17 protein-coding genes and 2 pseudogenes are annotated in these 18,664 nt (G+C 63.7%); 6 read left to right on the plus strand and 13 right to left on the minus strand.

From position 1 onward, the window contains the following. Both K7B09_RS11570 and K7B09_RS11575 read right to left on the minus strand, forming a co-directional pair. Positions 1–248, minus strand: a pseudogene (locus tag K7B09_RS11570) (hypothetical protein); the annotation flags it as partial. A gap of 93 nt (positions 249–341) precedes the next feature. Further along, entirely contained in the window at positions 342–1,121 is a 780-nt protein-coding gene (locus tag K7B09_RS11575) for an SDR family oxidoreductase (protein ID WP_223629623.1), read from the minus strand. A 61-nt stretch (positions 1,122–1,182) separates the two neighbouring features. On the opposite strand from K7B09_RS11575, the gene K7B09_RS11580 reads away from it, so the two are divergent. Next, complete coding sequence (locus tag K7B09_RS11580) at positions 1,183–1,401, plus strand: hypothetical protein (RefSeq protein WP_223629624.1); 219 nt, start codon at positions 1,183–1,185, stop codon at positions 1,399–1,401. 24 nt (positions 1,402–1,425) lie between these two features. On the opposite strand, the gene sppA is transcribed toward K7B09_RS11580, so the two are convergent. Both sppA and K7B09_RS11590 read right to left on the minus strand, forming a co-directional pair. Then, positions 1,426–3,327, minus strand: coding sequence for a signal peptide peptidase SppA (sppA, locus tag K7B09_RS11585; protein ID WP_223629625.1), 1,902 nt, complete (start codon positions 3,325–3,327; stop codon positions 1,426–1,428). Positions 3,328–3,400: 73 nt separating this feature from the next. Next, positions 3,401–4,792, minus strand: coding sequence for an MATE family efflux transporter (locus K7B09_RS11590; RefSeq protein WP_223629626.1), 1,392 nt, complete (start codon positions 4,790–4,792; stop codon positions 3,401–3,403). Positions 4,793–4,857: 65 nt separating this feature from the next. On the opposite strand from K7B09_RS11590, the gene K7B09_RS11595 reads away from it, so the two are divergent. Continuing rightward, positions 4,858–6,024, plus strand: a complete 1,167-nt coding sequence (locus K7B09_RS11595; protein ID WP_223629627.1) for a DUF3667 domain-containing protein — start codon at positions 4,858–4,860, stop codon at positions 6,022–6,024. Between the two features lie 177 nt (positions 6,025–6,201). Here the strand turns inward: K7B09_RS11595 and K7B09_RS11600 are convergent, their stop codons facing one another. Beyond that, positions 6,202–7,566 carry an RNA polymerase sigma factor sigma-70 region 4 domain-containing protein gene (locus K7B09_RS11600; RefSeq protein WP_223629628.1) on the minus strand — a complete coding sequence of 455 codons (1,365 nt, stop codon included), beginning with the start codon at positions 7,564–7,566 and terminating at the stop codon, positions 6,202–6,204. A gap of 445 nt (positions 7,567–8,011) precedes the next feature. Here K7B09_RS11600 and K7B09_RS11605 point away from each other — a divergent pair, with 445 nt between their 5' ends. Further along, on the plus strand, positions 8,012–10,216 hold the full coding sequence (locus tag K7B09_RS11605; RefSeq protein WP_223629629.1) for a primosomal protein N': 2,205 nt from the start codon (positions 8,012–8,014) through the stop codon (positions 10,214–10,216). A 1-nt stretch (position 10,217) separates the two neighbouring features. On the opposite strand, the gene mgtA is transcribed toward K7B09_RS11605, so the two are convergent. Then, entirely contained in the window at positions 10,218–12,749 is a 2,532-nt protein-coding gene (gene mgtA, locus K7B09_RS11610) for a magnesium-translocating P-type ATPase (protein WP_223629630.1), read from the minus strand. Positions 12,750–12,872: 123 nt separating this feature from the next. Between mgtA and K7B09_RS11615 the strand changes: the two genes are divergently transcribed. After that, the gene (locus tag K7B09_RS11615) at positions 12,873–13,040 is read left to right on the plus strand and encodes a hypothetical protein (RefSeq protein WP_223629631.1); all 168 of its coding nucleotides are present in this window, start codon (positions 12,873–12,875) and stop codon (positions 13,038–13,040) included. 26 nt (positions 13,041–13,066) lie between these two features. Then, positions 13,067–13,690 (plus strand): trimeric intracellular cation channel family protein, encoded by a 624-nt coding sequence (locus K7B09_RS11620; protein ID WP_425507865.1) that lies wholly within the window; start codon positions 13,067–13,069, stop codon positions 13,688–13,690. Between the two features lie 38 nt (positions 13,691–13,728). Here K7B09_RS11620 and K7B09_RS11625 read toward each other — a convergent pair whose 3' ends face one another. After that, complete coding sequence (locus tag K7B09_RS11625; RefSeq protein ID WP_223629633.1) at positions 13,729–14,280, minus strand: zinc ribbon domain-containing protein; 552 nt, start codon at positions 14,278–14,280, stop codon at positions 13,729–13,731. Continuing rightward, positions 14,235–15,332 (minus strand): hypothetical protein, encoded by a 1,098-nt coding sequence (locus tag K7B09_RS11630; protein ID WP_223629689.1) that lies wholly within the window; start codon positions 15,330–15,332, stop codon positions 14,235–14,237. Before K7B09_RS11630 ends, K7B09_RS11625 begins: the two co-directional genes overlap by 46 nt. A gap of 20 nt (positions 15,333–15,352) precedes the next feature. Here K7B09_RS11630 and K7B09_RS13205 point away from each other — a divergent pair, with 20 nt between their 5' ends. Next, positions 15,353–15,484, plus strand: coding sequence for a hypothetical protein (locus tag K7B09_RS13205; RefSeq protein WP_263296841.1), 132 nt, complete (start codon positions 15,353–15,355; stop codon positions 15,482–15,484). A 13-nt stretch (positions 15,485–15,497) separates the two neighbouring features. Here the strand turns inward: K7B09_RS13205 and K7B09_RS13340 are convergent. From K7B09_RS13340 to K7B09_RS11655, 5 genes and pseudogenes are all read right to left on the minus strand, one after another. Then, positions 15,498–15,569, minus strand: a pseudogene (locus tag K7B09_RS13340) (zinc-ribbon domain-containing protein); the annotation flags it as partial. A gap of 146 nt (positions 15,570–15,715) precedes the next feature. Next, complete coding sequence (locus K7B09_RS13260) at positions 15,716–16,609, minus strand: lysozyme inhibitor LprI family protein (protein ID WP_223629634.1); 894 nt, start codon at positions 16,607–16,609, stop codon at positions 15,716–15,718. A 159-nt stretch (positions 16,610–16,768) separates the two neighbouring features. Then, a complete protein-coding gene (rpoH, locus tag K7B09_RS11645; protein ID WP_223629635.1) occupies positions 16,769–17,650 on the minus strand; it encodes an RNA polymerase sigma factor RpoH in 882 nt (293 codons plus the stop codon). 124 nt (positions 17,651–17,774) lie between these two features. Beyond that, on the minus strand, positions 17,775–18,479 hold the full coding sequence (ung, locus tag K7B09_RS11650) for a uracil-DNA glycosylase (RefSeq protein WP_223629636.1): 705 nt from the start codon (positions 18,477–18,479) through the stop codon (positions 17,775–17,777). After that, positions 18,479–18,661, minus strand: coding sequence for a hypothetical protein (locus K7B09_RS11655; RefSeq protein WP_223629637.1), 183 nt, complete (start codon positions 18,659–18,661; stop codon positions 18,479–18,481). The genes ung and K7B09_RS11655 overlap by 1 nt, the downstream gene beginning before the upstream one ends. Positions 18,662–18,664 lie beyond the last annotated feature (3 nt).

The following is an 18,664-nucleotide window of genomic DNA, read 5'->3' on the forward strand; positions in this document are numbered from 1 at the left end:
TGCTCGATGCGGAAACCCAGCGAGAACGGCTTGGCCTCCAGATACACGCCGCGGGCGTGCAGCATGGCGAAGGTGTCGCGCGCGCTGTGGCCCAAGGCCAGCACCACGTGGTCGGCGCGCAGTTCGTACGGTTCGAGTGCTGACAGCGCGAGTCTTCCACCGCCGTCATTTGGCATCAAGCCAAAACGAACCAACCCATCCATGAAGCGTGCTTGTCGCTTCAACACGCAGTCGTGACGGCGGCGCATTTGCTGAAAGATGCACCAAATCTGAGGGCCGGCCTAGCCGGCCCTTGTCTTTTGTAGCGGATCGCTGTCGCACCGACTGAGACGGTGCCAGCCTCAAAACCCATACCGCAAAAAGCCACCGTCCACGGCGATGCATTCGCCGGTGACATAACTGGATGCAGGCAGGCACAGGAAGGCAACGGCGCTGGCCACTTCTTCGGGTTCGCCGATGCGGCCCATGGGGGTGCGCAGCAGCACGTCGTCCAGATAGTCGGGGTCGGCCAATTTGCCGCTGGTGCGGCGGGTGCGGATGTACCACGGGGCCACGGCGTTGACGCGGATGCCGTCGTCGGCCCATTCCACGGCCAGGTTGCGGGTCATCTGATGCAGCGCGGCCTTGCTCATGCCGTAGGGGGCGCCGCTGCGCACATGGGTGATGCCGGACACGCTGCCCACATTGACGATGCTCGATGCCGCATGTTTGCTCAGCAGCGGATGCGCCAAGCGGCACAGTTCAAACGCCGAGAACAGATTGGTTTCGAAGATCGTGCGCCACTGGTCTTCGCCATAGTCCAGTGTCGGGCGGGTGAGGTTGCCGCCGGCGTTGTTGACGAGGATGTGCAGGCCGCCTTGGTCGTTGGCCCAGTCGATCAGTTCCGCACGTTGCTCATCATCGGTCACGTCGGCGGGTAGGGCCAGTACCGCGTCTTCGGGCCCGGGGAATTCGTCTTCCAATTCGGCCCGCGCAGACTCCAGCAATGCGCCATCACGCGCCACCATCAACACCTGCGCACCCAAGCCCAGCAGCTCGCGACAAATGGCCAAGCCAATGCCGGCGCTGGCGCCGGTGACAAGGGCGCGTTGGCCATCCAGATTCCAGCGGGACGAGGGCATGGGCAGCTCCATCAATGAGGTTCAGCGTAGGATAGGCCAAGCACTCTGCGGAGAAACCCTGATGCGCGCCACTGTGTTGTTGCCATTGCTGTGCATGCTGGCCGCGTGTTCGGCCCCGCCACCGCCGGACCCCGCGCAGCGGCCGGAGCCGAAGGCGGCAACGCCATCGCCGATCACCACCACCGCCAATACCTACAAGGATGCGGCACACACCGCCGCGGAGACCGCGCAAACGCAGGCGGCGGAGCAGGCCAAGCAGGCGGATGCGGCGACGCAGTAGCGCGTCACCGCTTCGATCAAACCCTTACTGCGGTGTGCAGAAGCAATACGCCAGCGCCTTGACGCGTTGGTTGCCGGGTTTGGCCAGTGCGTCCTGCACGAAGCGGAATACCGGCTGTTCCTGCACGTGGCGGGCCAGCAGCAACTCGGCACTGCCACTGTGTTGCAGCAGGGCGATGCCGGCGCGGCTTTGCAACATGCCGCCCAATAGTTGCGACAGCGGGGTGGTGCTGTCTTCGATATAGCGCGTCTGCCAGGCATCGGGCTTGCCCAGCTTGGCGCGGCTGGCGGCGTCGGCCACGGCATCGCCAAGGCTGCCGAATGCATCCACCAAGCCACGGTCCTTGGCTTGTGCGCCGCTCCACACGCGACCTTGGGCAATGCTGTCGATCTGCTCCACGCTCTTGCCGCGCGCATTGGCCACGCGGCCGGTGAAGTCGCGGTAGCCCTTTTCGATCACGGCCTGCACGGTGGTGGCCACGCCCGGATCCAGCGATCGGGTCAAATCAAACGCGCCGGCATATTTGGCGGTGGCCACGCCATCGGTATGCACCCCGAGTTTGTCCAGGCTGCGATCGAGCGTGGGGAACAAGCCGAAGATGCCGATCGAGCCGGTAATCGTGGACGGATCGGCATAGATGCGGTCGGCATTCATGCTGATCCAATAGCCACCAGACGCGGCCACATCGCCCATCGACACCACCACCGGTTTGCCGGCGGTTTTCAGTGCGGCTACTTCACGGCGGATTTGTTCGGATGCAAACACTTCGCCGCCGGGCGAGTTCACCCGCAGTACCACCGCCTTCACATCGTCATCGTCACGCGCCTGGCGCAGCAGTGCAGAAGTGGATTCGCCGCCCACTTTGCCGGCGGGCAATTTGCCACCGGCGATTTCGCCTTCCGCCACCACCACCGCCACTTGCGGGCGATTGTCGGCCTGCGGCAGTGCGCTGTTGATATGTTGCAGATAGGCATCCAGCGGCACTTGCCGGTAGCCACCGTCGGCATTGTCATCGGCCACGCCGCGCTGGGTCAGCAGGGTGTCCACTTCCTCTTCGGTTTTCAGCCCGGTGACGAGTTTTTGCTGCAGTGCCAGTTGCGCCAAATCGCCATGCGCAGCGGCCACTGCATCCGGCAACGTGTTGGCGTAGTTGGACAGCAGCGCAGGGTTAATGCCGCGTGCCTTGCCGATATCGGCCAGCATGCGCTGCCAGATATCGCCCATCCAATACAGATCGGCTTCTTTCGATGCGGGCGATGCGGCATCCAGAATATACGGCTCGGCGGCGGACTTGAAGGTGCCTACCTTGAACAGGTGCACGTCCACGCCCAGCTTGTCTTGCAGCGCGGTGTGGAAGAACTGGCGGTACGAGGCCAGCCCGTCCAGCATCACCCCGCCGGAGGACATCGGGTCCAGATAGATTTCATTGGCTTGCGCGGCCAGCAGGTATTGCCCCTGCGAGAAACCATCGCCATAGGCCACCACTTGCTTGCCGGCAGCGCGCACCGCGGCCAGCGCCGCGCCCACTTCGCGCAGCGAGGCAAAGCCGGAGGGTTCCATGTCTTGCACGTTCACCACCACGCGCTCGATGCGCTTGTCGGTGCGGGCGGCATGCAGTGCGCTCAACACATCGCGCAGGCGCACTTCCTTGCAGTCGTGGCTATGCGTGGCATGCGCCAGGCTGCGACTGAAGGCGTCGCAGGTGTATTGCTCCACCAGCCGGCCTTCGGGGGCAAACACCAGCGTGGTGCGGCTCTCCAGCGGGGTGAGCCGACCGCCAAACAGTGCTGCCAGCAGCAACAGGGCCAGCACCGGCAGCACCAGCAAAAACAGCAGGTTCAACACCAGGCGACGGGTGAAATTGACCGTATTCCAAACGCCAATCACAAGGCTGGCGATGGGGCCGCGGCGGCGCGGTTCGTTCATGAAAAACTCCGGGAAACGCAAAGCCGTGGTGCGGCAGTGGGGATGTGTATGGTAAAGGACGCGGTGGTGTGCTTCATGCGCCGTCGGTCATGGGTAAATGCGGAAACGTATTGGTAAGGCGCTGCGGTTGGCTGCTGCGCAAAAACCGCCGGGCCATCAGGATGGCCGCCACCAGCAGGCCTGCAGTCAGCCCCAGCCACATGCCACGCGGGCCCCAGCCCCAGCCCAGCCCCAACCACGCGCCGACCGGCATGCCGATGCCCCAATACGCCAGCACCGCCAGCCACATCGGTACGCGGGTGTCTTTCAGGCCACGCAGTGCACCAGCCGACACCACTTGCACGCCATCGGGCAATTGAAACAGCGCGGCATACAGCAGCAGGCTGCCACCCAGTGCGATGACGGCGGGGTCGGCACTGTAGAGCGAGGCGATGGCGTGATGGCCCAGCAGCATGGTGCTGGCGGAAAATACTTGCGTGCACATGGCCAGGGTCAGCCCTGCAAACGCCGCACGCCGCACGCCTGGCGCATCGCCGCGCCCCAGCGCATGCCCCACCCGCACGGTGGTGGCCTCGGCAATCCCGAACGGCAGCATGAAGCACAAGGTGGCCACATTCAGCGCCACCTGATGCGCCGCCGCCGGCACTTCGCCCAAGCGGCCAATCAACAGCGCTGTCACGGCAAACAAACCGCCTTCCATGGTGACCGTCACCCCAATCGGCAAACCGGTTCGAATCAATTCACGCAAACGCGGGCCCGCTGGCCAGTGCCAGTGGGTGAACAGCTGCAAATCGGCAAAGCGCTTGCTCATTGCCAGATACAGCGCAAACACCAATGCTTGCGCCCAAAACATCACGCTGGTGGCAATCCCGATCCCGGCCACGCCCAGTTCGGAAAACCCCAGCAAGCCATTGGTCAGCACATAAGCCAGCGGCGCCAGCACACACAGCCCGCCAAAGCCCAGCAGCATGGTGGGCAGCGACCAATGCAGGCCGTCGCTGAGGTAGCGCATGCACAAGTACAGGGTGAAGGCCGGCACCCCCCAGCGCAGTGCATGCAAAAACGCGGTGACGCCCGGCACGATGTCAGGCGCGATGCCCATCGGCACCAGCAACAGCGGCGTCGCACTGACCAAGCCAAACAGCAGCGCACCCAGTGCCAATGCCAGCCACAGCGCCTGCCGGAACAGTGGGCCAATCTCGCTGCGGCGGCCTGCGCCATCCAATTGCGAGACCGCCGGTGGCAGCGCCATCAAGGTGCCCATCGGGGCCAGCATCGGCAGCCAAAACAAGGCCGCGCCTACCGACACCGCCGCCAGTGTGGCCGTGCCGTGATGGCCGGCCACCACCGCATCGACCAGACTCACCAGCCCGCTGGCCAGGTGGCCTGCGGCCAATGGCGCGGCCAGCGTGGCGGTGCGCCTCACGTCGTGGCGGAAGCGGGAAGGCGTTGTGGGCGTGGGCATGCGGAAGGAGGTGTCGATGGGCGCTGGCATTGCAGCGCGCGGCCTGTCATTTTATCGGGATGCAAATGAATATCACGCCCAATCCCGCCGATGACACCTCCGTGGCGGCCGTCTGTCGTAATTGCAAAGAGGCCTTGCATGGCCCCCACTGCCACGCCTGCGGGCAGCCGGTCAAAGGCCTGATGCGGCCGTTGGGCAGCGTGTTGGGTGATTTGCTGGACAGCGTGTTTGATTTCGATGCGCGGATTGTGCGCACGCTCAAGCCGTTGTATCTGCGTCCGGGGTTTTTGAGTCTGGAGTATTTTGCTGGTCGGCAGGTGCGCTATGTCACGCCGTTCCGGCTGTTTTTCTTTTTGGCGGTATTGGCGTTTTTTGTGGCGCGGTTGACCGTGCATGTGGATGGTGCGGGCGCGGGCGAGCCGCCGCAGGTATTCGCCAAGGCCACCACCGTGGCGGCGGTCGAGCAGGCGCGCGATGCGCAATTGGCGCAGATGGCGCAAGCCAAACGCGAGATGACGGGTACCCCAGCGGCGGCTGGCATCGTCGGCATCGAGGCCGGCGAACAGCGCATCCGCGAGGCCGCCGATGCGCGCATTCGCGAGCTGCAAGGCAAGCCCGATAGCGCGGGCAAGGCCGTGTCGAAGGCCGGCAAGCCTGCCGATACGCAGCCTGGTCTGGTGATCAATGGGCAAGTCTGGGATGCCGACAAGCACCCGGTCACTATTAGCTGGCTACCAGCATTTGGCAACCGCTGGCTCAACGATCAGGTCAAGCGCGGCAGTGACAACGTGGAGCGCCTGAAGCGTGATCCCGGCGCGTTCAAGGACGCGGTGCTCAGTGTCATTCCCACCACCTTGTTCGTGCTGGTGCCGGTGTTTGCGCTGATGTTGAAGGGCGCATTTTTGTTGCAACGGCGCTTGTACATGGAGCACCTGATCGTGGCCCTGCACAGCCATGCCTTCATGTGCCTGTCGCTGTTGCTGGTGTTGTTGGCGGCGGTGCCGGCAGAAACGTTCGCACCCGATGGCACGTGGCTCAATAGCGTGTTCGATTGGGTGATCGCGCTGTTGCTGCTGTGGGTGCCGGTGCATTTGTTGTGGATGCAAAAGCGCGTGTACGCCCAGGCCTGGCCGATCACCGTGCTGAAGTTTGGCGTGCTGGGTGTGCTGTATTCGGTGCTGCTGGCTTTCGCCGTTACCGCTGCGGCCTTGATTGGCTTGGTGGAAATGTAAGCGGCCTGACGGGTACGGGTGCATTGCGCTGCGCACGCAGCATGTCTGACGCGACGCTGAGGCGCTGCAAGCCTGTTTCGATCAGCACGCGTCACGCATGCGTGAAGATGGTGTGGCGCGTTTGGGTGGCAGATTCAGTGCCGGTCGACGGGTGCCTGCCGGGCATTGCGCGCGGATTCATTGATGCAGTTGCGCTTGCAACCACGTCGAGCGCTGCGCCGCCGGTAGTGCCAGCAGGCTTTGCCGCAGCGCGGCGCGGTGCTCGGGTGGAGTGGTCTGCGCCAGACGGGCGAGGGTGTCCAGGTCATCCGGCGAGGCCTGGCGCAGCATGTGCACGACGGGCTGCTGTTCGCCGGGGTCGATATACGCAAACAGTGCGGCGATGCGCGGCCAGTTGCGGCCCAGCACTGGGCCCAGATGCCAGCCGCGATGCGCGTCAAAACTTTGCGTTGCATAGCGTTGCCGCAGTGTATGTTGCTGCTGCGCGGGCAAGGCGAAGAAGTGGGCGGCGGTGGTGCGCAGGCTGGCGCGTTCGGACTCGGGCAGGGCTTGCCATTCGGCCCACACTCCGCGCAACCACGCGGTTTGTCGCAGATTGGCGCGGTTCCAATGTGGCAGCGGCGCGCTGGCGGTGGTTTCCGGTAGTGGTTCGGCTTGTGTGCTTAGCCACGCCAGCAGGGGCAGGTCGGTGGCCAACGCCAACTCCTGCGGCGCGGCGAACAGGGCACGATCGGGGTCGTTGGCGGTATCGGCGGGGTCAAAGCGGGCCTTGGGTGCAGCGGCAGCGGGCAGTGCTTCCACCCGCACCCGGTTGTGCCATTCATTCCACAGTACCCGCCCGCGTGGATGCAGGAAGAAGGTGGCCGTCAGCGCCAGCAGCCCCAGGACCACCCCCAGCCACAGCCAGCGTAATAGGTGCCGATGGGGATGCGGCGGCGGGTCGGCTGTGCCGGTGCCGGTGGAAGGTGCACTGGCGGTCGTCTGCGCGGCGTGTGGAGGCGGTGCCGGGGGCGGCGGTGCCTGTGGCATTGCGTCAACCATTTCCTGAGCGTCTGGATCCGGGACGTCCAGTGCCAACTGCACGGCATCGCGCCACTGCCGCCATACCGCGATGTCCGGCTGGCCGTGCGCATCGCGCGGCAGTGCATCGCGAATCCGCTGCTGATAGCTTGCAACTTCGCAATCCAGTGCCGCCGCGGCCTCGGATTCATCCAGGCAAACCACCAAATGCAGCAACACGGCAGCGCGGATCGCGGGTGGCAGCTGGGCAATTGCTGGCAGAGGAGTATTGGTGGATGCCCGTGTGGCCTGCCCCATGGCTGGCACCGAGAGCAGCAGCCGCCAGTACTGCAGCGGCCATTGCGCAATCGGCCATTGCTCGGCTTCCGAGGCAAACACCTGCTGGGTGACGGCCAGGGCCCGTTGCGTTGCGGCAGGGTCGCCTGTCTGCACTCGCGCCAACAGCTGTGCACGCCGTTCCAGGCCGCGCAGAAACGCAGCAATCGCCGTGGACTGTGGGGGCGTGGGGGCTGGGGAGGTCATGTCAAGTCATTGGCGATGATGCATCTTAGCGTGGACATACCGTGAAATATCGGCTTGACAGCGCGCCAATGGTCGGCTCCGCAAGCAGCCATGCGGGCTGTGGATATCGCAGTTGTGCACAGCGGCATGATTTGCTCGTTCGCGCATGTTCCACATGATGTTCGCGTTTTTTCCGGACGATGTTTCACGCGTAAGATATTGATTTATATGGAATCCAAGGTCATGGCGTTTTTTTCACCAAGATGACAGCGCGCACGTTCTGTGGCGCTTGCGCGGCACTGACTGTGGTCAGTTCACAGACTTATCCACAGCTTGTGTGGATAACGATGGATTCCCATAGAGAACAACGAGTTGCCGCGTTTACGTCAGGCAAGACTGAGCAATAGGCAGCAACCTCGACTGCGGCTGCTCCCGGCAGGGGCCACAAGCCCGCTAGACTGGTTCGATGCACCCATTTCCCATCTTGCGCGTGGCGCTGCCGGTGCCGCTGCCGCGCCTGTTCGACTACTTGCCGCCTGCGGATGCAAAACCCGTGGCGGTGGGGCAGCGGGTGCGGGTGCCGTTTGGGCCGCGTGAGCTGTGCGGCCTGGTGATCGAACATGCGCAGGTCGAGCCGGGCGTTGCCTTGAAAAGCGTGTTGGCGGGTTTGGATGACGCGCCGCTGTTGCATGGCGAATTGCTGGCCTCGCTGCGCTGGCTGGCCGGGTATCTGCACGCACCCTTGGGCGAAGTGCTGGCCACCGCGCTGCCGGCGCTGCTGCGGCGTGGCGAGCCGCTGCCAGAGATTGCGCAATACGGCTGGTGCTTGAACGAAGCGGGTCACATGGCCTTGCCGTCGATGCGGGCGGGCAAGCCGAAGGCGCTGGCGCAGTGGCTGGATCAGCTGCGGGATGAAGACAGTCTCGACGTCGAGCAACCGGGCTGGCGTGCAGCGTTGCGCACGCTGCGCGAACGCGGGCTGGTGGAGCGCATCGAGATTGCTGCCGATACCGAAACCGGGCCAGGTTTGCGTCCGGCAACTGAAAAAAATGCATCCCCCTCTGTTTCTCCCAATCCCGAGCAGCAGGCCGCCATTGACGCCATTCTGGCGGCGCAGGGCTTCGCGCCTTTTTTGCTCGATGGCGTGACCGGCAGCGGCAAGACCGAGGTCTATCTGCAGGCGATTGCCGCGTGTTTGGCGCGTGGCCAACAGGCCTTGGTGCTGGTGCCGGAAATTGGCCTGACCCCGCAAGCACTGGCGCGCTTTCGGGCGCGCTTGGGGGTGCCGGTGCATGCCCTGCATTCGGGCTTGAACGATAGCGAGCGTGCCAAGGTGTGGCTGCAAGCCGCCAGCGGACAGGCGCGGGTGATCGTGGGCACGCGCTCGGCGGTGTTCGTGCCGCTGCCGCAGGCCGGTTTGATCGTGATTGATGAAGAACACGACGGCAGCTACAAACAGTTCGACGGCATTCGCTACCATGCGCGCGACTTCGCCCTGCTGCGTGCGCGTGCGTTAGCCGTTCCCATTGTGCTGGGTAGCGCCACTCCATCACTGGAGACCTTGCACAACGCCCGCACGGGCAAGTTCACCGGGCTGCGTTTGCGCCAGCGCGCAGGTGCAGCCCAGCCGCCGCAGGTGCGTGTGCAGGATGTACGCAAGCGACCGCTGCACGCGGGGTTGTCGGATGACACCCTGCACGCCATCCGCAGCGCACTGGACGCCGGTGGGCAGGTGTTGGTGTTTCGCAACCGGCGCGGGTATGCACCTGTATTGCTGTGCCACGACTGCGGCTGGAGCGCGCATTGCCCGCGCTGCAGCACGCCGGAAAAACCCACGCCGATGACCGTGCACGCGCACGGCAAGCGCCTGCAATGCCACCACTGCGGGCACCGAAAGCCCGCGCCGCCGGCCTGCCCCGACTGCGCCAGCCTAGGCTTGCAGCCGCAGGGCAATGGCACCGAGCGCATCGAGGCCGAATTGCAAACGCGCTTTGCCGATGTGCCGGTGATCCGCATCGACCGCGCCAGCAGCGGCCATCGCGATGCCTTGCAGCACCACTTCGACACCCTCGGCGCGCAACCGGGCATTTTGGTGGGCACGCAAATGCTGGCCAAAGGCCATGACTTGCCCAACCTCACCCTGGTGGTCGTGGTGGGGATTGATGAAGGGCTGTTTTCTGCCGATTTCCGCAGCAGTGAAAAATTGGCGCAGTTGCTGATTCAAGTGGCTGGCCGTGCCGGCCGTGCCGATAAACCCGGCACCGTGTTATTGCAGACACATCACCCGGATCATGCCTTGCTGAACATTTTGGTACGCGGTGGCTACCACGCCTTTGCCGATGAAGATCTGGCGCTGCGCGAGGCCGCCGGGTTTCCGCCTTTCGCCTATTTGGCATTGCTGCGTGCCGAAGCCAAACACGCCGAGCCACCACTGCAGTTTCTGCAACAGGCCAAGGCGTTGTTGCTGCCTCATGGCATTCAACTGCACGGCCCACTGCCCGCGCCGATGCCGCGCCGCGCCGGGTTTGTTCGGCATCAGCTGATTGTGTCGTCACCGCACCGACGCGCGCTGCACGCGGCGTTGGCGGCCGCGGTTGCAGTCTTGTATGCCACGCCGCAAGCGCGCCGGGTGCGCTGGTCGCTGGATGTGGATCCGGTGGATCTGTACTGAATCAGGTCGCCACTGGTGGATGGCGCCGCTCCCAGCGCCGGAAGAACCAGCGCTTCACCAGCTCCACCAGCAGCAGGTAGGCCGCCACCATCGCGCCGAGGATGGCGAAAAACTCCGGCGGCAGCGGCACCAAGCCCAGCATCGCGGCCAGCGGCGTGTACGGCAGGATGGCGGCGAGCGCGACGATGCCCAGCGAGGTGGCGACGAGTAGCGGATGCGGGCGGCTTTTCAGCGGATTGCCGCGGGTACGGATGATGAAGATCACCAGCACCTGGGTGGCCAGCGATTCTACGAACCAGCCGGTGTGGAACTCGCGCTCGCCGGCCTCCAGCACCTTGAGCAACACATAGAACGTCAGGAAGTCGAACAGCGAACTGATCGGACCGATGGTCGCCATGAAGTCGCGGATGAAGGCCATGTCCCAGCGCCGCGGGCGGGCGAGGTCGGCATCGTCCACGTTGTCCAGCGGCAGCGGCGTTTCCGACAGGTCGTAGAGGAAGTTGTTGAGCAACACCTGCAGCGGCAGCATCGGCAGGTACGGCAGAAACAGCGTGGCTGCGGCCATCGAGAACATGTTCCCGAAGTTGGAGCTGGTGGCCATCATGATGTACTTCATGACGTTGCCGAAGGTCCGCCGGCCTTCGATGATGCCGTCATGCAGCACGCCCAGGTCCGAGCGCATCAGGATCATCGCCGCCGCCTGCTTGGCCACGTCCACGCCGCTTTCCACCGAAATGCCGACGTCGGCGGCATGCAGCGAGGGCGCGTCGTTGATGCCGTCGCCCATGTAGCCGACCACGTGCCCGCGCGCCTTGAGCGCCAGCAGCACGCGCGTCTTCTGCTGCGGGTTGGCACGCGCGAACAGGTTGACGCTCGCCACCCCCGCGCGCAGGGCATCATCGTTCATCGCCTCGATCTGCGCGCCGGTGAGCACGCCGGTGACCGCCAGGCCCAGTTCGCCGCAGACGTGGCGCGCCACCAGCTCGTTGTCGCCGGTGACGATCTTGACCGCCACGCCGCTGGCCGCCAGCGCTGCCAGCGCTGGCTTGGCGCTTTGCTTGGGGGGGTCGAGGAAGGCGACGAAGCCCGCCAGCACCAGCGTGGTTTCGTCGGCGGCGGTGGCGTCAATGAAATCACCCGGTTCGGCGCGCCAGGCCACCGCCAGCACGCGGAAGCCCTGGTCGGCCAGGCGATCAAGCAGGCTGGTGCAGGCCTGCCGGCGGCGATCGTCCAGCGCGTCGGTGCGTGGCGATCCGTCGGCATCCGTACCGTCCTCCACCTGCGTGCAGACGCGCAGCACGTCCTCCGGCGCGCCCTTGACGATCAGCAGGCGCTGCGTGGCGTCCTCCACCAGTACCGACACCCGCCGGCGCTCGAAGTCGAACGGCACCTCGTCCAGCTTGCGCCAGCCGGAGACATCGACCTCGCCGTGCGCAAGGATGGCATCGTCCAGCGGACTCTTCAGGCCGCTCTCGTTGGCGCTGTTGAGGAAGGCCAGCCGCAGCACCCGCGCGCTGTCGTTCCCGGCCGGATCCAGATGCTGCTCCAACCGGATTCTCGCCTCGGTCAGGGTGCCGGTCTTGTCGGTGCACAACACGTCCATCGCGCCCATGTCCTGGATCGCCGACAGGCGCTTGACGATGACCTGCCTGCGCGCCATGCGCAGTGCGCCGCGCGACAGCGTCACCGACACGATCATCGGCAGCAGCTCCGGGGTCAGCCCGACCGCCAGCGCCACCCCGAACAGGAACGATTCCAGCAGGGGCCGGTGGAACATCGCGTTGACCAGGATGGTGAACAACACCAGCAACAGCGTCAGCCGCATGATCAGCAGCCCGAAGCGGCGCGTGCCGATCTCGAAGGCGGTGGGCGGCGGACGCTTCTCCAGATCTTGGGCGATGCGCCCGATCGCGGTGGCCTTGGCGGTGCGCAACACCCGCACCTGCGCCGAGCCGCTGACCACGTTGCTGCCCATGAACACCTGGCCGTCGGTCTCGGTGTCGATGCGGTCGACATCCACCGGCGCGGTGGCGGCATGGCGTTCGACAGGGAAAGCCTCACCGGTCAGCAGCGCCTGGTTGACGAAGAAGTCCTGTGCCAGCAGGACCTGTGCATCGGCGGGCACCAGGTCGCCGGCCGACAGCAACACGACATCGCCGGGCACCAGCTGCTCGGCGGGAATCTCAGCGCGCGCGCCATCGCGCAGCACGCTCACGTTCAGCGCCACCTGCTGCGACAGCTGCTCCGCGGCCTGGCCGGCCCGGTACTCCTGCACGAAGTCCAGCACCACGCTCAGCAGCACCATCACCGCGATCACGGCCGCACTGGTCGCATCCCCGGTGGCGGCGGAGATCGCGCAGGCAACCAGCAGCACGATCACCAGCGGGTTGCCAAAGCGCGCCAGAAACTGCAGTGCGACGCTGCGCCGGTGCGGTTTCAGCACGTTGGGGCCGAAGCGCGCCAGCCGCGCCGCGGCCTCGCTGCCGGTCAGGCCCGCAGCGGATGGCGATACTGTGCCGGCGATCTTGTCCATCCGCGCATGATGGCACCAGCCGACGGGCGATGCGTGTCGATGGATGCACAGGCAGGTAGGCCGCTCGCGCAGCGGCGGCGACATCGGCGACAATCGGGCCAATCCACCACAAACGGACCCACCGTGGCCAACTGCCTCGACCAGCTCCGCATGCATTCCGCCGTGGGCGCCGATCCCGGTGCCAGCGAGACCATCGCCCGCTGCATGCCAATGGATGTCACCGGCGGGATCCGCAAATTCGCCATCGACCAGCACAAGCTTGAAGCCTTGCTGGCAGCGGAACTGGGGTAAGTGCGATGCGCGTGGATAGCGAGTGGGTGCAGGTTGCGCTGCTCACGTTCGACTTGATCGGCACCTTCGTGTTCGCGCTCAGCGGCGGCGTGCTGGCGGTGCGCAAGCAGCTGGATCTGTTCGGCGTGCTGGTGCTGGCGTGCGCGGCGGCGGTGTCGGGCGGGATCGTGCGCGATGTGTTGATCGGCGCGCATCCGCCCGCCTCGCTGGCCGACTGGCGCTACCTGGTGGTGGCGATGGCGGCCGGGCTGGTCACTTTCCGCTGGCACGGCGTGATCGAGCGGCTGCGCAATCCGGTACAACTATTTGATGCCGCTGGCCTTGCGCTGTTCGCGGTGCTGGGCACCGGCAAGGCCTTGGCGTTCGGGCTGTCGCCATTCGCAGCCATGCTGCTCGGCATCATCACCGGCATTGGTGGCGGCATCGCCCGTGACTTGCTGGTGGTGCGTACACCCGTGGTATTGCAGCAAACCGAGCTATATGCCATGGCGGCGCTGGTCGGCAGCGGCATCGTGGCACTGGCGGCCGCCTTCCATCTGCCGCAACACCCAGCGATGGTGCTGGGTGCCTTGGCCTGCTTCGGCCTGCGTTTCATGAGCATCCGTCGGGGCTGGAAATTGCCGGTGGCGGGTGGATCAGACGGGCGCTGAACGCGAAACAAGTTGCCGAGGTGAACCGGCTTCACGGATCAGGCTTGCACGCCGTTCGTCGCGTTGTTGAATAGGTGCCGGTTGCTCAACACCATGTCGCGGATGATGAAATCGAACACAACGAATACCACGCCGATGATACCGCCAAGCAACAGGTTCAGGACGCCGATGACGATCAGCTGGCCAACTCCCTCATACGCAGCAGGGACGCGTGAATCCCGTGCCAAGATCAGTGGTTGCAACTTCATCCTGGTCGTTGCTGCGTAGATGTTCCAGATGCCGACGATGATCGTGACGATCATCAGTACCTGCACGATCCCCAAGATCAGCCACAGGATGCCGGAGATGCGTTCGTAATCGGCGATCCGCCTGAGCGTCTGTTCGCCCACGTCATGGCCCGGCATCGGCGTATCGACGTCATCGCGAGTGGCGGGGTGCGTGACCTGCGCGTTTACGGGGGGATGCAGGGCGGTTCCGCAGGCGGCGCAAAACCTGCCGCCACTGGAAAGCGCACAACCACAAGCAGGGCAGAAATGCATACCGATCAGCGCCTGCAGTTCTGATAGCCAGGTGGCGGGTTGCTGGACCAATGGCCCTCGCACACCTCCATGCGGATCCGGTTGCGGCAAGCGCTGCCCAAGAAGCCGGTTGAGCATTCGCTGCGGCGGTTTTCGTACTGTTCATCGGCAGTCGGTTGTTGCTCGACCTCACGCTGCCGTGCCGCTTCTGCATGTTGTTGCTCTCGCTCTTCCATCTGTCGCCGCTGTTCGTCCAGACGGTCACGCTCCAGCTGCAAAGCTTCGCGTTGCTGTTCGATCTCTGCCTGTGCGCGTTGCTGTGCGAGTTCTACCGAATCATTGCCCGGGTACTGATTGACCGCCGCCGCATCCGCCGCCTGTGTGGGCGCGTCCGATGAGGTAGCCATACCCGTCACCGCCGCGGCGTCGGCCACGCTGGGGCTTGTTGCAGGAAGCACGTCCTGCGGGAGGGCCGCAGGTTGCATCGTGGACTGGCTGTTGTCCTGCGTTTTTTTGAAACCGGGCAAGGATATGCCGATCAGGGCGGCCACGAAAATCAGTCCCACCAAGATCAACCCCCAAAGTGCCACAAATAAGCCCCAGAAGACGCCCTTCGGCGGCAACGGTGCTTTCTGCCCGGTGTCTTTCCAATGTGCCAGCCAACTCAACTGGCCTTGCAGGTACAAGGCCGTGAAGAAAAACAGGGTGATTCCACCGATGTGCATGCGGACGCCATGCTTGGGCATCTTGTCGCGCAGCGAGGCTGCCATCGAAAAGAAGGCGCTATACAGGAACACGACCATCGCAAGTTCCAGCAGCAGCACCGCAATACTGGTTCCCAAGCGAGGTTGCCCGTTGTTGGCCACCGCATTGACGATACCCAGTGGCACGATCAATAGCATCCCGACCAATGCGCAGACGAGATAAACGGTCGCATTGCTACCTCTGTCGATCTTCTTCACCCAGCTGGCCTGGATGAAATACCAGACCCAACCGAAGATTCCGCAGGACAGCAGCGTGAACAGCAGCACGAGTGCCCAATGCAAGGACGGCGGGCGCGGCAACAATGCGCGCGCCATGTCCGCCTGCTGGCGGTCATCCACGGATTTCTTGGTTACCGGCAACCCATATTGATCCAGCTGGCGTGCCGGAGTGGTCGCGATCGGAGGAGTTGGAGGAGGAGTTGGAGGAGGAGTTGGAGGAGGAGTTGGAGGAGGAGTTGGAGGAGGAGTTGGAGGAGGAGTTGGCAGCGCAGGTTCTGCTACAGGCGAGGTGACAGCTTGCGCGGCACCACAAAACGTACAGAACGCAGCAGCGGCATCGATTTGCTTGCCGCAGTTTCTGCAAAAGGCATGCGCCATCCTGAGCTCCCCCCGAATCACTGCGATCCAATCCCCGGTTCAGGATGCACAATTAGCAAGACGGTTGTAAACCCCAGGGAATTTCCGCCCGTAAACGGCAACGGCCCGGATCGCTCCGGGCCGTTGGGTTGCTTGAGGGTACTGAATCAATACATGGCGCGCCTGAATTCCTCGATGCGTGCCCTGGTTGCTGTGGTGTCGCAGTTCAGGCGGTAGATTTCAATCTCGGTCGGATCCGTGCTGCGCCCCGCTGCTTCCACCTTGCAGTCCACGTCCTTTTTCTTGATCCATGCACGCTGCGCCCCTTGTAGGCGATCGCGGTCTTCTTCTGAAAGGCCCTTCCAGAGTTCATTGATCGCTTGATTGGCGAGAGTATTTTGCTCCTGGGCCACGCTCAGGTTGGCAGCGCCTTGTTCGGCTTTTAGTTGTGCTTGTTGTTGCTCGTTTTGCATACGCTGCGCTTCGGCTGCCTGGCTGGCAGCCTCGGCGGCTTTGGCTTCCTGGATTTTCTTCGCTTCGATCATCGGTTTCAGTAGCGAAGAGCCCACCATTTCGCTGATGAAATCAGCGATCGATTTGGCGTCTGTCAGTTCGGCGTAAACCTTCTTGCCGTCGTCGGTGGGTTGTGCGCTGTATTCGATGGACTTGGTGAACGCGTTCGCGGCTTGCTCCATCGAGCTGGTGCTGGCCAGTGCGGACACCGTTCCGAAACCAGCCAATTTGCGGCCTTCTTCGGCAGATTGCAGCAAATCTGGCGGGACAACCAGCTTGATCGTACCCTCACAAAATACTTTGGTGCTGTTGGGGTCTTCTTTTGCGGTGCGGACGTTTTCGAATGCAAGGGTGAGCTTGCTGAGCGTGGCGCGTGCTGAGGCGGCATTGAATACGGCACTGCCGTCATCATGCTTTTCCTTGGTGATCGATTTCTCGGCTTCGTCCATGACGATGCTCTTGACCACGGCGAGTTCGTCCGTCCCCGAGCAAGCTGCTTTCTGTTTTCCGCAGCCGACCATGGCCAGCATGGCGATGGCGATGGCCACCGAACGTGTAGTGCTATGCATCCTGTCCCCCTGTTGTCGATTCCATGAACGAAAAATCCAGTTTCGTTCAGGAAGGTTGACGGGAGCGCGCGCCAGTTGTCAATACGCAAACGGCCCGGGCTGTGCCGGGCCGTTCGGATTGACGCGGGCGCGTGCGGATCAGGCCGCGAACAGCGCCTTCATCTTCTTCAGCGCATTGGCCTCGATCTGGCGGATGCGTTCGGCGGAGACGCCGTATTCGTCGGCCAATTCCTGCAGGGTCACCTTGCTGTCGGCGTCCAGCCAGCGGCGCTTGATGATGTCGCGGCTGCGGGCGTCGAGTTTGGCCATGCCCTCGCGCAGCACGTCCAGTTGGTCGGCTTCGCTGTCGGCCGATTCGTAAACGCTGGCGGGGTCGGCGTCGTGTGCAACCAAGTAATTGGCCGGGGCGGGCGGGGCGTGGTCGTCGTCGGCATCATCGGGGGCGTCAAAGCCGATGTCGCGGCCAGACAGGCGCGCTTCCATCTCCAGCACTTCGCGCTCGGACACGTTCAAGTCCTTGGCCACGGCGCTGACTTCGGCGGCATTGAGCCAGCCCAAGCGCTTTTTTGACTTGCGCAGGTTGAAGAACAACTTGCGTTGCGCCTTGGTGGTGGCGACTTTCACGATCCGCCAGTTCTTGATGATGTAGTCGTGCATCTCGGCACGAATCCAATGCACCGCAAAGCTGACCAAACGCACGCCCACGGCCGGGTCGAAGCGTTTGACTGCTTTCATCAGGCCGATATTGCCTTCCTGGATCAGGTCGCCCAACTGCAAGCCGTAGCCGCTGTAGCCGCGCGCCACGTGCACCACGAAGCGCAGGTGCGAGAGGATCAAATCTTGCGCAGCGCCAATGTCATTGTGGTCGCGCAGGCGCACGGCCAAGGCATGTTCGTCTTCGGCGGTGAGCACCGGAATTTCGTGCACGCCGCTGATGTAGGCTTCCAGCGAGCCGATCGCGCTGGGGATCGGCAGGTTGTTGGCAACAAGTGCGGTGGATGTCATGGTGGTGTCCCTCATGCCTTGGATTCTAGCAGTCGCCATCTTTGACTGCTAACTGCTTGAAGAGTTCCCTTGCGTTCCATTCATGGAATGATGCGGGTGCTTCCGACACAGTGAGTTGATATGCGGCCGCCCAGGCCGATTACAAGCCTGCAGCGAGGTTCGCCAGTGGCGGCAATGCCCATTCGATAGGGGATTGGCCATTCCGGGCAAGGTATTGATTCGTTGATGAAAAATGCCCGCAGCCCAGAAACCCGCGATGTGCCGATAGCGGCGAAGGGTGTGGTGCTTTCAGTACGCGATGGCGGCGCGGGTCGATCACTGCGCCCTTCTTTTGTGCGTAGCTGCCCCACAGTAAAAACACCAGCCCGTCGCGCTCACGGTTCAGCACATCGATGACATGGTCGGTGAAGCCTTCCCAACCCTTGCCCTGATGGCTGCCGGGCTTGCCGTCTTCCACGGTGAGCACCGCATTGAGCAGCAAGACGCCTTGCTGTGCCCACGGCAGCAGATAACCGTGATCGGGGCGGGTGAAGCCGGTGCTGGCCTCCAATTCCTTGTAAATATTGAGCAGTGACGGCGGCACCGGCACACCCGGCAGCACCGAGAAGCACAGCCCATGCGCCTGGCCCGGCCCGTGATAAGGGTCTTGCCCAAGGATGACCAGCTTCACCGCATTGAACGGAGTGGCATTGAAAGCGGCAAAGATGTCGCGCCCGGGCGGATACACCGTGGCTCCGGCCGCTTTGCGCTGACGCAGGAAATGGGCGAGCTGCTGCATGTCCTCGCGCGCAAACCAGTCACCGATGCGCGCCTTCCAGCTGGGCTCCAATTGCAACGCGGCCATCAGATCACGCCGCGTTTTTTTTCCAGCAGCAGATACCCGATGCCGACTGCGCCGCCGATACCCAGCGACAGCAACCCACCCAGCGGGCTAAGCCAATACGCCAGACCTGCTGCGATCAGACCCAGGATGACAAATTGCGAATAGCGCCAGCGGCTTTCGCGGAAACTTTTCAGCTCGCCCATCGC

Source organism: Thermomonas beijingensis (assembly GCF_020034655.1).
GTDB lineage: Bacteria > Pseudomonadota > Gammaproteobacteria > Xanthomonadales > Xanthomonadaceae > Thermomonas > Thermomonas beijingensis.